The following is a 15718-nucleotide window of genomic DNA, read 5'->3' as shown; positions in this document are numbered from 1 at the left end:
ATGGAAACAATGACTTTATTGATGCATGGCTTCGCGGTGGCCTTAACCCCAGAAAGCATTATGTTTGCCATTATCGGTGCCATACTTGGTACGCTGATTGGCGCTTTACCAGGTCTTGGGCCTGCCAATGGTGTGGCAATATTGATTCCTTTGGCGTTTAGTTTAGGTTTATCGGCCACTTCTTCTTTGATTTTATTAACGTCTGTTTATGCTGGTGCCATGTATGGCGGACGTATCTCTTCCATTTTGTTGAATATTCCAGGTGACGAGCCTGCCATGATGACCTGTTTGGATGGTTATCCGATGGCGCTAAAAGGTAAGGCGGCAGAGGCGCTGGCTATTTCTGCTATTGCGTCTTTTATTGGTAGCTTTATTGCGACTGTCGGCCTGGTTATTTTAGCGCCGATTCTTGCTAAATTTGCCCTTAAATTTGGCCCGTCTGAATACTTTGCTCTGTTTGTCCTGGCGTTTGCGACATTAGGCGGAGTAACAGGGAAAAATCAATTTAAAACCATTATGGCAGCGGCCCTTGGCTTGATGATTGCCACGGTAGGAATCGATATTTCAACAGGTGTGCAACGCTATACTTTCAACATGCTTGAGTTATTTGAAGGTGTTGATTTTATTATTGCCATTGTAGGCTTATTTGCGATCAGTGAGTTGTTTTTCTTTATCGAGCGTCATGCTGGCGATGGTCTAAAACAAGTAGCTATCAATAAACTCAAATTAACGGCAGCCGACATTATCAGAGTCTTGCCAGCCTCCGTTCGTGGTGGATTACTGGGTTTTGTTGCAGGCGTCTTGCCAGGCGCTGGTGCTTCCTTGGGGTCGTTTATCAGTTACTCGTTGGAAAAGAAAATTTCCGATAAAGGCGAGTTTGGTAAAGGGGATCCTCGCGGGGTTGCTGCACCAGAATCGGGTAATAATGGTGCCGCATCGGGGGCGCTGGTTCCAATGCTGACCTTGGGGGTGCCAGGTAGTGGTACCACTGCTGTGTTATTAGCGATGCTGATTTCTTTGAATATTTCGCCAGGCCCGATGCTCTTCCAGCAAAACGCTGACCTAGTGTGGGGGGTTATTGCAGCGATGTTTGTAGGTAACCTCGTGCTATTACTACTCAACATTCCGATGATAGGTATTTTCGTTAAGCTATTAAGTATTCCGCCTAAGTATCTTATGCCCGTAGTGACTTTAATTGCTTCTGTTGGTATTTATGCGGTGAGTCATAGTGCGATTGATTTATACTTTATGGTTGCGTTCGGTGTATTGGGCTACATTTTACGTAAAGTGGATATCCCATTAGTGCCCGTTATATTGGGTATGTTGCTTGGCCCTGAAATGGAAAAAAATCTACGTCATGCTTTAGTGTTGTCCGATGGCGACTGGAGTGTTCTTTTCAACAGTGGTTTAAGTATTACTCTATGGACGATTTCAGTGTTGGGGCTTGTTTTACCGATTGTAGTCGGGCCAATTATCCGCTCTAAAATGTCTAAATCTAAAGAAGTATAAGTGGATTAAATGCTTATACTTTCCGCATCGGTGTGAGGTATGCTGATGTTCGGAATTAAAGCAAGCATTGCGTTAGTAATGGAAGTTCGAGTTGCAGAGGCAGCTCGAACTTTGTTGCATCTGCTTTATAAACATACTGTGAATGTAGTTGAATTTTTTTATGCGAATTTTGGTGGTAGAGGATACTCAAGTACTTGGGCAGGCCATTTTAGAGCGACTTACCAGTTTGGGACATGGTGTAGATCTGATTGATGATGGTAAACGCGCTCATGATTTGCTTAAGTATCAATCGTTTGATTTGATTTTGTTGGATTTAAATTTACCAGGTTTGTCTGGTTTGCAGTTGCTGCAAAAACTTCGTCAGAAAGAGGACGGGACGCCCGTTTTGATTTTAACTGCAAGAGATCAAATTGAAGATCGTATTCGTTTGCTGGATGAAGGCGCAGATGATTATTTGACTAAACCTTTTGATTTTGGTGAGTTGGAAGCCCGTTGCCGTGCTCTGTTACGTCGTAAGCAGGGGTATGCGGCAAATGTTAGTGAACACGGTAATTTGTTGGTCAACCGTGATAGCCGACAAGTCTTTATTAGTGGCGAACTCACGGCGATTACTAATCGTGAGTTTCGGTTGCTGGAAATTTTTTTAGGTCATCTTGGTCGTGTGCTCAGTAAAGATGACATTACTGATCATCTGTTTAATTTTGATGAAACCCCTAGCCCGAATGCCATTGAGTTGTATGTAGGACGTCTTCGTAAAAAGCTTGTTGCCAGTGATTTTACCATCACAACTCTCAGGGGAATTGGTTATGTGGCAGAAGTTTCTGTGTCGCCAAAAGCCTAATAAAGGGGAGCTGGTGTCAGAGAGTACGCCTTCTTTGCGCCGACGATTTATCATCGGCGGCATTAGCATCATTAGTGTTATTGCTGCGCTTGCTATCAACTTTGTTTTTGAATATAGCCAACGATTGGCGGATATTTCTTATGATCGTTTGCTTCGTAGTGCTTTGTTACAAATGGATGAAAATATTGGCTTAGTACATAACAAAGTGACTATTGATATTCCATGGTCAGCGTTTGCCACCCTTGCCCAAGCAAATGACGATAGGGTGTTTTATAAAGTTGTGAGTTCATCTCAAGGGTTTATTACGGGTTATCGCGACTTAAATATTACGCCACCGAAGCCACCACAATTGGACAAAATACAATTCTTTGATCGCGAATATTCAGGCGAAATGGTGCGTTTTGCTTGGTTGGAACGCCATCTAACAGAGTCTGAGTCGACAGGTACGGTACGTATCATTATTGGTCAGACGCGTTTGTCTCGAGAAGAGCTGTCTTCGTCTGTGACGGAGCGAGCCGTTGAGGTCGTGTTAATGATTGCATTGGTGGCTGTGGCGCTGATTGTTATTGGTAGTCAGTTGGTGCTTAGACCTCTGCATAGAATCAGTCGGGTGCTGGAAGAACGTCAGCCAGGGGATTTGACGCCGATTAATATTAAAACACCAAAAGAAACGCATCATTTAAAAATGGTGATTAATCATTTTATGGCGCGTTTGCAAACCAACCTAGAGCAATTAGAAAATTATACCGCAGACGCCGCCCATCAATTGCGTACTCCTCTTGCTAGCTTACGTGCTTTAGCCGAAAATGCTCGCGATAAAACCTCCCCAGAACGGCAGCAAGAAGCCCTTGAAAATATCGTGACGCAATGTGATTCACTCAGTCAAACGGTCACGTTATTACTGAATCAAGCGGTAGTGTCCCATCGTATGCAAACCAATCCAAAAGAGCCTGTGGATTTGCTGATACCAGTTACTGCATCGTGCCGAGAACAGGCTATTACGGCGTTACATAAAGGGGTGAGTTTGTCGTTAGAGGCAAATGTAAAACGAGCGATGGTATTTGGTGATGCATTTGCTTTGCAGCAGATGATGCAGAATCTTATCGAAAATGCGGTACGCTACAGCAGTCTTGGCGCAGATCAAGCTACGGAAGTGGTTGTCAGGGTAGAAGAATTTTCTAACTATTATCGAATTAACGTCATTGACTACGGTGCGGGGATTCCTAAGGAAGAAAAAAAGCGCGTCTTCGAGCGGTTTTACCGTGGTCGCTACGATACAGCTGGCAGTGGAGTTGGCCTGGCGATGGTCAAAGACATTATTGATCATCATACTGCGAATATTATTATTCTTGATACTCAGCCCAATGGCACTACCTTTCAAATTGACATTGCCAAGTATCAGACGGCTCATGGTGCAGAGGATTTCATGCTATGAAGTGGTTTATTATCTTGCTAAGTGTGTTCTTCATGGGGGGGAGCCAGTTTGTTTTAGCGGATCCAGAGCAAAGAAGTGTTGAGTTTGGTCAAAAGGATGCCCCCCGTGTACTTCGTATTCACTCATCTATCGACTTGGCTTCTTTTGGGCCACTCATTGAAGGTTTTGTTCAGCGTTATCCCAATATTAGAGTCTCTTATAAAGATATTAATACTTTAGAAATGTATAACCAAACGATTCACGACAGTCGGTCCCCTCAGGCTAGTTTGGTTATCAGTAGTGCGATGGATTTGCAAATCAAACTGGTGAACGATGGCTATGCACAAACCTATCACTCATTTTTGACAGATCAACTACCCAATTATGCCCAGTGGCGTCATCAGGTGTTTGCATTTTCTTTGGAGCCTGTGGTGATGTTAGTGAATAAAGATCGTTACCCCGGACCACTACCAAAAGACCGCCAAGACATATTACAAACGATTCGTCAATATTCAAATTTTATGAAGGGCCGCATTGGTACTTATGATATTCGTAAAAGTGGTGTGGGCTATTTGCTTGCCAGTCAAGATGCTCGACAAGCGGATACTACATGGGGGCGATTACTTGAAGCTTTTGGTAGCCACCAAGTCAAAACTTACTGTTGTACGCACGAGATTATTGATAAGGTCGCCAGTGGTAAATTAGTACTTGGTTATAACCTATTAGGTTCTTATGTAGCTCAACGGGTAAAAGAAGACACGCACTTGAAAATGATCCTACCAAAGGATTACAGCTTAATGGTGATGCGAGTTGGATTGATTCCTAAGAAAGCACCTAATGCCCATGATGCTGGGCTATTTTTGGATTACTTACTGACAAATTCGGTGCAAAAGCGCATGCAAGTTGAGACATTGATGTTTCCTATAAAGCCCGATGTGATGACCAAAAATACCCTAAATATACTGGGTAAGTCTGGTCCGCAGCGAGTAGTGGAGCTTGATCAGCAACTTTTAGTTGGACGCGATTTTGCAAAGCAGTATCGCTTTATAAAAAGTTGGGAAGAAGCACTAGAAATCACTCATTAGTATTAAAGAAACTGATCTTTTTACTGAGTTATATTTTCTAGTGCCTTATCCTCTGATTGAGGTTTTTCTGTTAAAGCGTCTTTCTTATTTGTTAAAGTATCTGCTGCAACCTTAGTTGGAGAAGGTTTGCAATAGATGAGTTTTTCGTCGGCCTCTTCGGCTCGTTCTTCACATGACCAATTTGGGTAATGTGTGCTGTATTTACTTTTCTGAATAATAAAAAATGGCTTAGTTTGACTGCTTAACCATTTAGATCTGTCACCAGAGCGGGCTTCGGCTTTTCCTGAAGAATAAAACAAGGCAGAAAAAGGGCGTTTGTGAAGATAGAAAAGGTCCGCTGTTTTTGTTTCCGCTTGTAGTTTCCAATCTGAGATGATGGCCATTTGCGAATAGTTTTTTGTCAAATGGAAGTGAATGCCTCCCACTAACATCATCAAAAATACAGGAGTAGCAATACCAAGACTATAGACCCACTTTGGCAGTGGATAATTGGCTTGGTAGTAAGCAATCAGCATGGCCATGGCTGGTAATGATGGCATAACAAAGCTGATGAGGATATTTCCTGTGAAGGTGTATAGCACTAGCGGAGTGAATAGCCATAAAAGCAAATAGCTGCCAACACCGTCACTGCTTCCTTCTGTATCGCCCCCTTTTTTCAGAATACGTACCCATTGAATAATGAGTAGCGGCGTCCAAGGCAGCATGGCGATCAAAGCAAAAACCCAAATCATGCCGCGTACGTGATGATGAATTGAAGCGTAAAACTCCCCTTGAGAGTTGCCTAGGAAAAACCATTGGATGTACTCACTGCTGATATAATAGTGCAGAACTCCTGGCATTCTATGCTCTGCTAATACAATCCAAGGGAGGGTCAAAAGTAGAAAGAGCAGTGAGCCATAACCCCAAGGCAGTCGCTTTTTGAGATGCAGCCAACGGCCATTGGACAATAACCAGAATGTTAAGCTTAAACAGATTAATAGAAGGGCGATTGGCCCTTTTGATAGTAGGCTAATGGCGAGGCCGATAAAAAATCCATAGCCCCATAGTGTGTTTTTGTTATTCCAAGCAAACCAGAAGCTCACCATGGTGAGAGTGATGCCAAAAGTCATCGATGTTTCGGGAGAGACGGCCCCAATGAGGATTAAGAATACGCTGGTTGTCGCTAAAATGGCGCTTGCGATACACCCCATGTTTGCTGATTTAAAGTAATGTTTAGCAAAATAATACACTAGGACTAAGGTGCCGATACCTGCTATTAGGTGTGGGAGACGCGCCGCGACACTGTTCATACCAAAAAGTGAAAAGCCTATAGCGCTCATCCAAGCGAACATAGGAGGATTTCCCATATATGGCATATGTGGGCTAAGCATTGGGATAACCCAGTTATGCGTTGCAGCCATAAAGCGAGCAACTTCCGCGTATCTTGCCTCTGTTGAGTCTAAAATAGGGTACATTGAAAGTGACAAGAAGCGTACAACCACGCTGCCGATCAGCAAAAATAGAAGTCCCTTTATAGAAGGGAGCTTGTTATATGGATGAGGCATAATTTGCTTCCAGAAGAATGAATGTTGTTTTCTCTTCCTTGAAGGTAAAAAGGAATGGCTGTTCTAAAGCAAACAAGAGGTCGGACTTATGGTTTAACATAGTAAGTCTTACTTAGATGCAGGTAGATGCAGAGCTTTCGAAGCAGCACGACAAAAACAGTGATGTATAGTAACGATCTTGTAAAAAGCCGCCAAGCTTGCAGTGCCAAGCGAATGTAAAGCTTTTTTACTAAATGAGATTTTCGCGATTTTCATTATGATTTTGAGGCATATCCTGTGAAAGATGTTCTATATGACCGAATGTTCTTTTTCTATGCTTATCAAACAGTGAGTTGGTTTATAATCCCGTTTTAGGCTGTTCCTAGTTCCTTTATGTCGTGAAAAGAGCTATTGATATATGCAACTTTTTCTCTAAAAGCTCTAAATATCTACATGGATGAGGGCGATTAGAGAAATTATTGCTATTTTAAGTGGTGGGATGTCGTAAAAAAGTGATTCACCTTTTTTTCATTTAAAGACAGAGACAATAACGAATGAGTGTCTAATTTTATATTGGGAGAAGCAGGCATGAAATTATTGCTGGTGGAAGATCACAAAGACATAGCGGGTATTATTTTTGATTATTTTGAGATTAAAGGGGATGTATTAGACTACGCCAGCAATGGTTTGCAAGGCTACGAACTGGCTAAAAGTGAGCATTATGATGTTATTATTTTAGATGTTATGCTACCTAAAATGGATGGGCTTACTGTGTGTCAATCATTGCGAGAAAGTGGCATTGATACCCCCATTTTGATGTTGACTGCGCGAGATACAAAAGAGGATATATTGGCAGGATTTGATCATGCGGCGGATGATTATCTAGTAAAACCTTTTGATTTAGATATCTTGGATATTCGCTTGCGGACGTTGGTGCGTCGCCGTAGTGGTAGTATGGCTAACCGTGTTTTAACGTTTGGTGCGTTATCCTTAGATATGAATACCCGTGTGTTAGAGCGAGAAGGTAGTCGTTATTCCTTGAATCCATCACAATATAAAATACTGAAATGTCTAATGAATCGAGCTCCGGAAGTAGTGACTAAAGAAGAAATTGGTGATGCGTTGTGGGGAGATGAAGAGCCAGATAGTAAGGTGCTACGTAGTCATATTTATCAGTTAAGAAGTTTGATTGATCGGCCTTTCAAGCATGCCTATCTTAGAACCATTTCGAAGGTAGGGTATCGGTTGGTCGCAGAAGGAGAAGAATGAAACGGATAAAAAGTGCTAAACAGCTGACTTTTACTTACTTTTCGATTGTTGCCTTCGCCATTATTACGTTTCACTTCACCATGTTTGATACGATGTTGGAGAGTATGGAAACAATTTATGCGCAAAATAGGATGCATAAAGATCTAAACACAGCCATACATTTATTACAAGGAACCCATCTTACCCACGTGGCTATACCACCCTTTTCTGATGCCTATGTGGGAGAGAAAAGCTTACCACCTTGGGTTGTTCTGGAACCTGATGTGTCAGATGACAAACCTTATCATTTAGCCCCCAGTTCAGACACTGACTTAGAATATTTCTCTATGAAAAAACGGGTTATGCTGAATGGTAAAATGCAGAACATTTATTTGATTCATTACGATGAAATTTATGAAGAAAGTGAATCACAAATGTTCAAAACCCAGACGACGCAAACCATCATGTCTGTGTTGTTGTTGGTGATTAGTCTATGGGTTGTGATGCGTATTTCTGCACGTTTAACCAATCCACTTGCTCGTTTAAGTCAAGAGCTTGAAGGGCGTAATGCCCAAGATAGTACACCTATACCAGTGCCTGATGGTGCAGCAACTAGAGAAATTCACCAACTGGTTAGTCAGTTAAACAGCTATCAAAATCAAATCCAAGCTTTGTTACACAGGGAGCGTGCCTTTAATCGCTATGCAAGTCATGAATTGAGAACCCCACTGATGGTGATGAAAGGGGCGTTGACGCTACTAGGAAAATCCGATTCTAAAGTCTTTTTAGAGCGTCAACGAGTGCGAATGAGTAGCGCTTGTCAAGAAATGGAAGATTACATCACTACGCTACTCTCTTTGACACGAGAAGATGATATCGATGCCATGTTGCTCCGAGAGGTTGATGATAATGAACTGCAAGCAATAGTGCGTGCCCATACCGAGTATAATTCAGGAAAACCAGTTGAAGTGGTGCAACACCGTCATGGTGCTGTCAAAACTAAGTTACCGATGCCGACGTTGCATATTCTTATCGGTAATTTGGTCAAAAATGCCATTGCTTGTACAGAGCAGGGCCAGATTGATCTGATCATGTCTGATCAAGAGATCAAGGTGGTTGATCCTGGGTGTGGTTTACAAGGTAAGCCAAGTGGTGAAAGCTATGGTCTTGGCTTAATGATTGTTCGAGATATTTGTCAGAAATACCATTGTGAATTCAGCTTAAAGGATAACGAAGTGCAGGGTTGTACTGCCAAAGTAATCTTTCCCGAATGACTCGAGTGGTAAAATGGGAGAACAGATTCAATAATTAGATGGGTAGGATTGAATATCAGCATGAATTAGTGACGCTTGTCAGTGGTATCATAAGGGTATTCGTAGTTTATTCAGGAGGTAAAAATGAGTTCTGCTATCCTAAAGCGTTTACCCCTTCAGATGTTCTGGCCAACATTTGACCCGTTTTTATTTTGTGCTTTTCATAAGGATCGTTATCCAAAGGCGACGGCTGAGATGGAACCCGCTGCATCGTTACAAGGTAGGCCGTTGGGGCAAGATTTTCACGGTATCGATGGCTGGCGTATGTATCACGGCCGCAAAGTGCCTGGTTTTCCCGTTCATCCGCATCGCGGTTTTGAAACGGTCACCATTGTCAACCAAGGCTTTGTCGATCATGCGGATTCTATTGGTGCGGCTGGACGTTATGGACAGGGCGACACGCAATGGATGACCGCTGGTAGTGGGGTTCAGCATTCTGAAATGTTTCCATTATTGGATGAGGAAAATGAAAACCCGCTTGAATTGTTCCAGGTTTGGTTAAATTTGCCCGCAAAAAACAAGATGGTGCCGCCGCATTTTGGTATGTTATGGAATGAAGACACGCCTATCGTTAAACATCAAGATGCTAATGGTGCTGAAACGTCTGTTAAAATCATCGCAGGCGAGTTGGGCTCAGTGACTGCATTGGATTGTCCACCTGACTCTTGGGCGGCGGATAAAAACAATGATGTTGCTATCTGGTTGATCGATGTGCCTGAAACTGGGTTATGGATCATGCCAAAAGCTCAGTCTGGTTTGAATCGTACCTTGTACTTCTTTGAAGGTGGCAGTGCGGTCATAGATGGCGTAGAGGTTAGCGTTAACGAGGCGTTTGTGCTTAAAAGTGACGAAGCTCTTAGCATTCAAAATACAGGTAAAAAAGCTCGTTTCTTGTTGTTGCAAGGTAAGCCCATTGGTGAGCATGTCGAGCAGCATGGTCCATTTGTGATGAATACAAGACAGGAGTTGCAAAAGGCCTTCCATGACTATCAACGAACTCAGTTTGGAGGTTGGCCTTGGCCACGCAACGACCAAGTGCACGACAAAACAAAAGGTCGATTTGCGCATCATGCAGATAAGTTGGACGAGCGCCCGGCTTGATCATAGAAAGGCCTCTACTATGGAGGTCTTTTTTATAGTGTGGTCGGTCAAGTTAAATAGGAGGGAATCCGGTTTAATGGATTACAACTGAGTATTTTCAGTGTATTTTAACTGGCTGTTGGCAAAGTCTACTCATCATGAAAAGACAGTTAATCGTTTAAATTTACACTTTAAGATAAGGAATGTTATATGAAAATTATTGCTTTTGGAGCGAGTTCTAGCCGTCAATCCATTAATAAAGCGCTTGCAAGCTATACTGCAAGTTTGATAGATGGTGCAGAGGTGACGGTATTAGATCTCAATGATTTTGATATGCCCATCTTCAGTGAAGACAAAGAAAAAGAGTTTGGTATTCCAAACGAAGCGCAAGCTTTCGTCGATGCGATTGCGCAAGCAGACTTAATTATCGCATCATTTTCAGAGCACAATGGTTCTTACAGTGCGGCTTATAAGAATGTGTTTGACTGGGCATCACGTATCGAAAAAGCCGTGTATCAAGACAAGCCAATCGTCGCGCTTTCTACGTCTCCAGGCCCAGGTGGGGCAAGCAGTGTATTAGCCCAAGCTGTTAATAGCATGCCCTTTTTCAAGGGTAATGTGGTAGGTAGTTTGAGCGTGCCAAATTTCTATGATGCGATGAAAGACGGTGAGATCGTCGACGCCTCTGTTAAACAATCCATTCAAGATATTCTCTCGAAAGTGTAGCCTTTCAACAGGCTTGTATTCGCTTAAATAAGAACCAGCCACATGGCTGGTTTTTTTATGGCAAATTGATTATTTTACTGATGGAGCTTTGCTTTTATGATGATGAAAAGCAAAAATGATTGGACAGTGAGAGTACCTTGAACGCCATAACGTAAGTGGTACAAGAAGACAGCTAAACATCAAGAAGCAAAGGAGGATGGAGTGGGTAGAGTGGTATCGTTAAGCAAAGATAAAGTGCATCAATTTTCTAAAAAAGTGGTTGATAGTCTATCCATACTGGAAGGGTTAGGGGTCGAAGGGGATGCGCATTGTGGTAAAACGGTGAAGCATCGTTCTAGGGTGGCTGTTGATCCAACGCAATCTAACCTCAGGCAAGTGCATTTAATCCACTCTGAATTACTTGATGAATTGCAGGGCAAAGGGTTTGATGTAACAGCGGGGACGATGGGAGAGAACATCCTCACAGAAGGGATCGACCTTCTTAGCCTTCCTCAAAATACGCTATTAAAAATTGGCAAAGACGTTGAGTTAAGAGTGACTGGATTAAGAAATCCTTGCGCCCAGCTAGATAATTACCAGGAAGGGTTGACTAAAGCGGTTCTGGACCGAAATGAAAAAGGCGAACTCATTCGAAAGGCTGGCATTATGACCGTGGTGGTTCGAGGTGGGGTAGTAACGTTACAGGATGCTATTGAGGTCATATTGCCGCCAAAGCCACATTTGCCCCTTGAACGTGTATAAAGTTTTCAATGTCATCGCTTAATACATTCTTGGACATAGCGTTTTGCTCTTTTGACTTCCTGAAATGTCTAGCGAGTTTTGTTAAAAACGATCATTACTAAATGCTTGTTTTGCCTGACCTAAATTGATAAGTTAACAGTATGACAACGTATTCTAAGTTACGCATTATCGCTATTTTTTGGTGGCGCTCTATTTTTTAGAGCGGCGTTGAATCACATTTATTCAAAAGCCGTCGGTAGACTGACTGTTTTTGAATCGACAAGTGATGTCTCCGATGGGGTATACAATAGGAGACATACTATGCACAGTAATACATCTAACCATTCTAATACTGCTTTCTTTACTAAAAACACTTTTCAGGAAAGCTATCAAGAAAAAATTCTTACAGGTGATAGACCAACAGGTCAGTTGCATCTTGGTCATTTTGTCGGGTCTCTCCAGCAACGTGTTGTACTCCAAGAGAGTCATCAGCAGACGATTTTAATCGCTGATTTACAAGGTCTAACCGATAATGGGCATAATCCTCACAAAGTTTCGACTAATATTTTAAATGTGCTTGCAGATTATCTTGCGGTTGGTATAGACCCGTCTAAAACAACCATTAGTTTGCAATCCGCTATTCCTGCTCTGTCTGAGTTGACCATGTATTATTCGAATCTAGTTTCTGTCGCGAGGCTGCAGCGAAATCCAACGGTGAAAAATGAGATTGCGACTAAATCTTTTGGTCTCTCTATTCCTGCTGGGTTTTTAACTTACCCAATTAGTCAGGCAGCGGATATTACAGCCTTTAATGGCACATTGGTTCCTGTCGGGGATGATCAACTGCCGATGATCGAGCAAACAAATGAAATCGTAAGAAAGCTCAATCGAATTGCAAAAGAGGACATTTTGCTTGAATGTCGCCCTCTGCTGAGTCATGTTCCGCGCTTACCTAGTACCGACGGGAAAAGCAAAATGTCTAAATCGCTAGGGAACTGTATTTTATTAGACGCCTCAGAAAAAGACATATCGCAAGCGGTCAAGTCTATGTATACCGATCCGAACCATTTGAAAGTCGACGATCCAGGTCGTGTTGAGGGGAATGTGGTTTTTACCTATTTAGAGGCATTTTGTTCAGATGTGGCCTATGTTGAAACATTAAAATCGCAATATCGACGAGGTGGGTTAGGGGACGGTGCCATCAAAAAAATTCTGGAAGATTGTCTTCAAGAAGTGATAAAGCCGATTAGAGAGCGGCGTCACCTATTTGCTTCTGATAAAGCACAACTTATTGATATTATTCGAGAGGGGAGTGACAAATCTCAGACTGAAGCGAGTGCGGTGTTGCATCGCGTCAAACACGCTTTTGGTCTTACTCTGTTTTGAATGTCTATATTGCTCTTAACATAAGGACGGCTCTAAGATGACTAGCATTTATAAAGGAAGTTGTTTATGTGGTGAAGTTCGGTTTTCTGTGGAGGGATTTTGTGAGCAAGCGGCAAATTGTCATTGCAGTATGTGTCGAAAATTTCATGGTGCTGCTTTTGGCTCTCTTGTTGGTACCATTGGTTTAAAGTGGATATCGGGTCAAGATTATCTCGAAGAGTTTACGGCACCTAATGGCACAGTACGAACGTTTTGTCGTCAGTGTGGTTCGAGTTTAGGTTTTAGAAGCAAAGATAGGCGACCCGAAGACATGGAGATTGCTATAGCAACGTTTGACCAAGACATTCCTGTTCAGATAGACGCGCATATTTTTACAAAATACAAAGCGAATTGGTGTGTGATTGACGAAAAATTACCTGCTTTTTTGGAAGATCGAGAAAATGAAATTAGATCCTAGATGAATCGAATCATCCCGTTTGATAAGCAATATCCTATGTGAATGAAAATATTGGGCCGTATCTGTCGGCTTGTTTACGCCGACTAGATCGAGAATTTTTGTACACTAATAATCAAGCTTTGTGCTATTTCTTTTAGATGATTTGCTGCCGCCGATACCTCGTGTACCGCTTGGGTGTTGTTTTTATTGAGTTGGGCACTTTCTTCAACGCTTTGCGCAACTTCGTTACTGGCTTTGCTTTGCTCTTCCAGTATGCTGGTGATTTGGTCGAGTGAGTCTAATACTTGTTTGCTGCTGTTTTCGATTTCTTTCATGGCATTGTCGGTGGCGTTCGCGCCATCAATAACGGGTTGCATTTGATTGGCGCTGTTCTCCATGACATCAATCGTTGTTTTGGTATCCCGTTGGATACTACTGATTGTCTCGGATATTTCAGCGGTTGATTGGCCCGTTTTTTCGGCTAGGCTACGTACTTCATCTGCCACGACGGCAAAGCCTCTTCCTGTTTCCCCTGCTCTGGCTGCTTCTATGGCGGCGTTTAGGGCAAGAAGGTTTGTTTGGTCAGCAATTTCTTGAATCACAGCAATCACGTTGTAAATTTTATCCGATTGCGAGCCGAGTTTATGGATAGCATCGGTGGCTTCTTTAATGGACTTGGCTATTTGCTTAATATCATTAATATTGCTTTTCAGCTGTTTGGCACCAATGAGAGATGCCTCTCGTGCGTTACTAGACAGTTCATGAGCGGCGTTGGCACTATTAGATACCTCACTTATTCCATAGGTAAGCTCTTCGATCGAAGCCGCTATCGCCGTCGAAGCATCACTTTGTTGGGTACTGCTTGTGGCAACTTGATGGGATGAGGCTGCCAGTTGTTGCGAAGAGCCTACTAGAGCGTGACTGGCATCTCGAATTTGTTCAATGACAACTTTTAATGATGATTGCATTTTATACATCTGTGCGAGTAAGCTGCTTTCATCGTTTACTTTTATGTTGATATGATTAGTAAGATTGCCTTCGGCAATTCTTTTCACTATGCCTGCCGCATAAGCGGGGTCACCTCCTAATTGGCGCAGTACATTGCGATTTATCCAGATAGCTAGGGTAGTAATGACGCACATAATTAACAGACAAATGATAATGGACTGAATTTTGGCCTCTTGATTCGTTTGATCAAGAAAGACGAGCTGCTGTTCTAATTGATTACTAAAGTCATGTTCTAATCTAGCGACGAGACTATCCATGGCGACTAGGGCGGGGCGATCTATGCCTTTTACCAGTAAGTCTGTCTCTTTGCCTGCATTAGGATTGTTTGTATCGAATTGATCTAACGCTTGCTGATAAGCGTTGCTTAATTCTTGGTGAAGATTGATAAGATTAACAACTTCCGTTGTATTCATTTTATCTTGTTGCATAAGAGACTGAGTCTTAGATAGAAGTTGTGTTACCTCACTTCTATGCTGCTTAAATTCAGCTTTGTACTTTGTATAGTTCTGCGGATTGTTGCCACGAATCAATACATCTTTAAACGCTTTCACTTGAAGCGCAAACGCCATTTTAGCATTTTCTACCGTAAGCAGTTGATGACTTTTGTGTTTGATGGATTGAATATTTTCATGCGTTGTATGACCTATTGATGAAATACTGAATGTTCCACTGAGCCCAACAACGATGATACCTAGTATGGTTATAGCGGCAAAGAGCCAGAGTCTTGTTGCCGTAGTGAGATTATTTTGCATTGATTTTCCCTAATGTATATACGACATAGATTATTTATTTTTAGTTGACAATGAGTCATAAGTATAGGAAAAGTTAATGTGAATACAGTATTGCATTGATGACGAGGACAATATATGAAGGTCAAATCCCATTTTGTGTTGATGGCGGATTACAACCAGTGGATGAATCATAATCTCTACAAGGGCGCTGGAAAACTAACAGAAACTGAACTTTCGCAAAGTCGAGGGGCATTTTTTGATTCTATTATTGGTACGCTAAATCATCTCTTGGTAGCAGACACAATATGGTTGAAGCGTTTTGCGGGTCACCCTGATTCATTTGTGGCGCTTGATTATGTGCGAAGGTTAGATTCGCCAAAGACATTAAACGAGCGATTATATTCACGGATTGATGTATTACACGAAGCTCGTTCAACGCTTGATGCCTGTATTGTTGCGTTTGTTAATGAATTGACAGATCAAGCTCTATCATCGACTTTGCAGTATCAAAATACTAAAGGCGATGTTTTTGCTAAAAATTTTGGCCTTTTGTTACTGCACTTTTTTAACCATCAAACGCACCACCGAGGCCAAGCGTCGACACTGCTTTATCAAGCAGGTATCGACATAGGTGTGACAGATTTGCTCGTTCATATACCCAATGAAGCCGCTTAGGCCAAATAAACTTAGGCTTAAGC

14 protein-coding genes are annotated in these 15718 nt (G+C 42.2%); 12 read left to right on the top strand and 2 right to left on the bottom strand.

Annotated features, from left to right (window positions below; genetic code table 11):
- The 4 genes from MSP8886_RS08650 to MSP8886_RS08635 all read left to right on the top strand — a co-directional run bounded on the left by MSP8886_RS08650 (position 1) and on the right by MSP8886_RS08635 (position 4849).
- Complete coding sequence (locus MSP8886_RS08650; protein WP_067015055.1) at positions 1-1509, top strand: tripartite tricarboxylate transporter permease; 1509 nt, start codon at positions 1-3, stop codon at positions 1507-1509.
- A 160-nt stretch (positions 1510-1669) separates the two neighbouring features.
- A complete protein-coding gene (locus tag MSP8886_RS08645) occupies positions 1670-2350 on the top strand; it encodes a response regulator transcription factor (protein WP_067015054.1) in 681 nt (226 codons plus the stop codon).
- Positions 2316-3785 (top strand): sensor histidine kinase, encoded by a 1470-nt coding sequence (locus MSP8886_RS08640; protein WP_067015052.1) that lies wholly within the window; start codon positions 2316-2318, stop codon positions 3783-3785. The genes MSP8886_RS08645 and MSP8886_RS08640 overlap by 35 nt, the downstream gene beginning before the upstream one ends.
- Positions 3782-4849: an ABC transporter substrate-binding protein gene (locus tag MSP8886_RS08635; RefSeq protein WP_067015049.1), complete on the top strand. Its 1068-nt coding sequence runs from the start codon at positions 3782-3784 to the stop codon at positions 4847-4849. Before MSP8886_RS08640 ends, MSP8886_RS08635 begins: the two co-directional genes overlap by 4 nt.
- Positions 4850-4869: 20 nt before the next feature.
- On the opposite strand, the gene MSP8886_RS08630 is transcribed toward MSP8886_RS08635, so the two are convergent.
- On the bottom strand, positions 4870-6393 hold the full coding sequence (locus MSP8886_RS08630) for an ArnT family glycosyltransferase (protein ID WP_067015047.1): 1524 nt from the start codon (positions 6391-6393) through the stop codon (positions 4870-4872).
- Positions 6394-6960: 567 nt separating this feature from the next.
- Between MSP8886_RS08630 and MSP8886_RS08625 the strand changes: the two genes are divergently transcribed.
- The 7 genes from MSP8886_RS08625 to MSP8886_RS08595 all read left to right on the top strand — a co-directional run bounded on the left by MSP8886_RS08625 (position 6961) and on the right by MSP8886_RS08595 (position 13302).
- A complete protein-coding gene (locus MSP8886_RS08625) occupies positions 6961-7641 on the top strand; it encodes a response regulator transcription factor (protein ID WP_067015044.1) in 681 nt (226 codons plus the stop codon).
- The gene (locus tag MSP8886_RS08620) at positions 7638-8894 is read left to right on the top strand and encodes a sensor histidine kinase (protein WP_067015042.1); all 1257 of its coding nucleotides are present in this window, start codon (positions 7638-7640) and stop codon (positions 8892-8894) included. Before MSP8886_RS08625 ends, MSP8886_RS08620 begins: the two co-directional genes overlap by 4 nt.
- A 123-nt stretch (positions 8895-9017) precedes the next feature.
- On the top strand, positions 9018-10034 hold the full coding sequence (locus tag MSP8886_RS08615; protein ID WP_067015039.1) for a pirin family protein: 1017 nt from the start codon (positions 9018-9020) through the stop codon (positions 10032-10034).
- 189 nt (positions 10035-10223) lie between these two features.
- Positions 10224-10739 carry an NADPH-dependent FMN reductase gene (locus MSP8886_RS08610; protein WP_067015036.1) on the top strand — a complete coding sequence of 172 codons (516 nt, stop codon included), beginning with the start codon at positions 10224-10226 and terminating at the stop codon, positions 10737-10739.
- A 201-nt stretch (positions 10740-10940) separates the two neighbouring features.
- Positions 10941-11480, top strand: a complete 540-nt coding sequence (locus MSP8886_RS08605; protein ID WP_067015032.1) for an MOSC domain-containing protein — start codon at positions 10941-10943, stop codon at positions 11478-11480.
- A gap of 300 nt (positions 11481-11780) precedes the next feature.
- Positions 11781-12845, top strand: a complete 1065-nt coding sequence (gene trpS, locus MSP8886_RS08600; protein ID WP_067015031.1) for a tryptophan--tRNA ligase — start codon at positions 11781-11783, stop codon at positions 12843-12845.
- 37 nt (positions 12846-12882) lie between these two features.
- Positions 12883-13302, top strand: coding sequence for a GFA family protein (locus tag MSP8886_RS08595; RefSeq protein WP_067015029.1), 420 nt, complete (start codon positions 12883-12885; stop codon positions 13300-13302).
- An 83-nt stretch (positions 13303-13385) separates the two neighbouring features.
- Here the strand turns inward: MSP8886_RS08595 and MSP8886_RS08590 are convergent, their stop codons facing one another.
- Positions 13386-15041, bottom strand: a complete 1656-nt coding sequence (locus MSP8886_RS08590) for a methyl-accepting chemotaxis protein (protein WP_067015028.1) — start codon at positions 15039-15041, stop codon at positions 13386-13388.
- A 114-nt stretch (positions 15042-15155) separates the two neighbouring features.
- Here MSP8886_RS08590 and MSP8886_RS08585 point away from each other — a divergent pair, with 114 nt between their 5' ends.
- Positions 15156-15695, top strand: a complete 540-nt coding sequence (locus MSP8886_RS08585) for a DinB family protein (protein WP_067015027.1) — start codon at positions 15156-15158, stop codon at positions 15693-15695.
- The last annotated feature ends 23 nt before the right edge of the window (positions 15696-15718 follow it).

It is taken from the genome of Marinomonas spartinae, from assembly GCF_900089775.1.
Taxonomy (GTDB): Bacteria; Pseudomonadota; Gammaproteobacteria; order Pseudomonadales; family Marinomonadaceae; genus Marinomonas; species Marinomonas spartinae.
This window is presented reverse-complemented; position numbering and strand designations above follow the sequence as displayed.

Excerpts from the sequence above, each read along its gene's own strand:
- MSP8886_RS08650 (WP_067015055.1), top strand. The coding sequence starts at position 1 with ATGGAAACAATGACTTTATTGATGCATGGCTTCGCGGTGGCCTTAACC.
- MSP8886_RS08645 (WP_067015054.1), top strand. The coding sequence starts at position 1,670 with ATGCGAATTTTGGTGGTAGAGGATACTCAAGTACTTGGGCAGGCCATT.
- MSP8886_RS08640 (WP_067015052.1), top strand. The coding sequence starts at position 2,316 with ATGTGGCAGAAGTTTCTGTGTCGCCAAAAGCCTAATAAAGGGGAGCTG.
- MSP8886_RS08635 (WP_067015049.1), top strand. The coding sequence starts at position 3,782 with ATGAAGTGGTTTATTATCTTGCTAAGTGTGTTCTTCATGGGGGGGAGC.
- MSP8886_RS08630 (WP_067015047.1), bottom strand. The coding sequence starts at position 6,393 with ATGCCTCATCCATATAACAAGCTCCCTTCTATAAAGGGACTTCTATTT.
- MSP8886_RS08625 (WP_067015044.1), top strand. The coding sequence starts at position 6,961 with ATGAAATTATTGCTGGTGGAAGATCACAAAGACATAGCGGGTATTATT.
- MSP8886_RS08620 (WP_067015042.1), top strand. The coding sequence starts at position 7,638 with ATGAAACGGATAAAAAGTGCTAAACAGCTGACTTTTACTTACTTTTCG.
- MSP8886_RS08615 (WP_067015039.1), top strand. The coding sequence starts at position 9,018 with ATGAGTTCTGCTATCCTAAAGCGTTTACCCCTTCAGATGTTCTGGCCA.
- MSP8886_RS08610 (WP_067015036.1), top strand. The coding sequence starts at position 10,224 with ATGAAAATTATTGCTTTTGGAGCGAGTTCTAGCCGTCAATCCATTAAT.
- trpS (WP_067015031.1), top strand. The coding sequence starts at position 11,781 with ATGCACAGTAATACATCTAACCATTCTAATACTGCTTTCTTTACTAAA.
- MSP8886_RS08595 (WP_067015029.1), top strand. The coding sequence starts at position 12,883 with ATGACTAGCATTTATAAAGGAAGTTGTTTATGTGGTGAAGTTCGGTTT.
- MSP8886_RS08590 (WP_067015028.1), bottom strand. The coding sequence starts at position 15,041 with ATGCAAAATAATCTCACTACGGCAACAAGACTCTGGCTCTTTGCCGCT.
- MSP8886_RS08585 (WP_067015027.1), top strand. The coding sequence starts at position 15,156 with ATGAAGGTCAAATCCCATTTTGTGTTGATGGCGGATTACAACCAGTGG.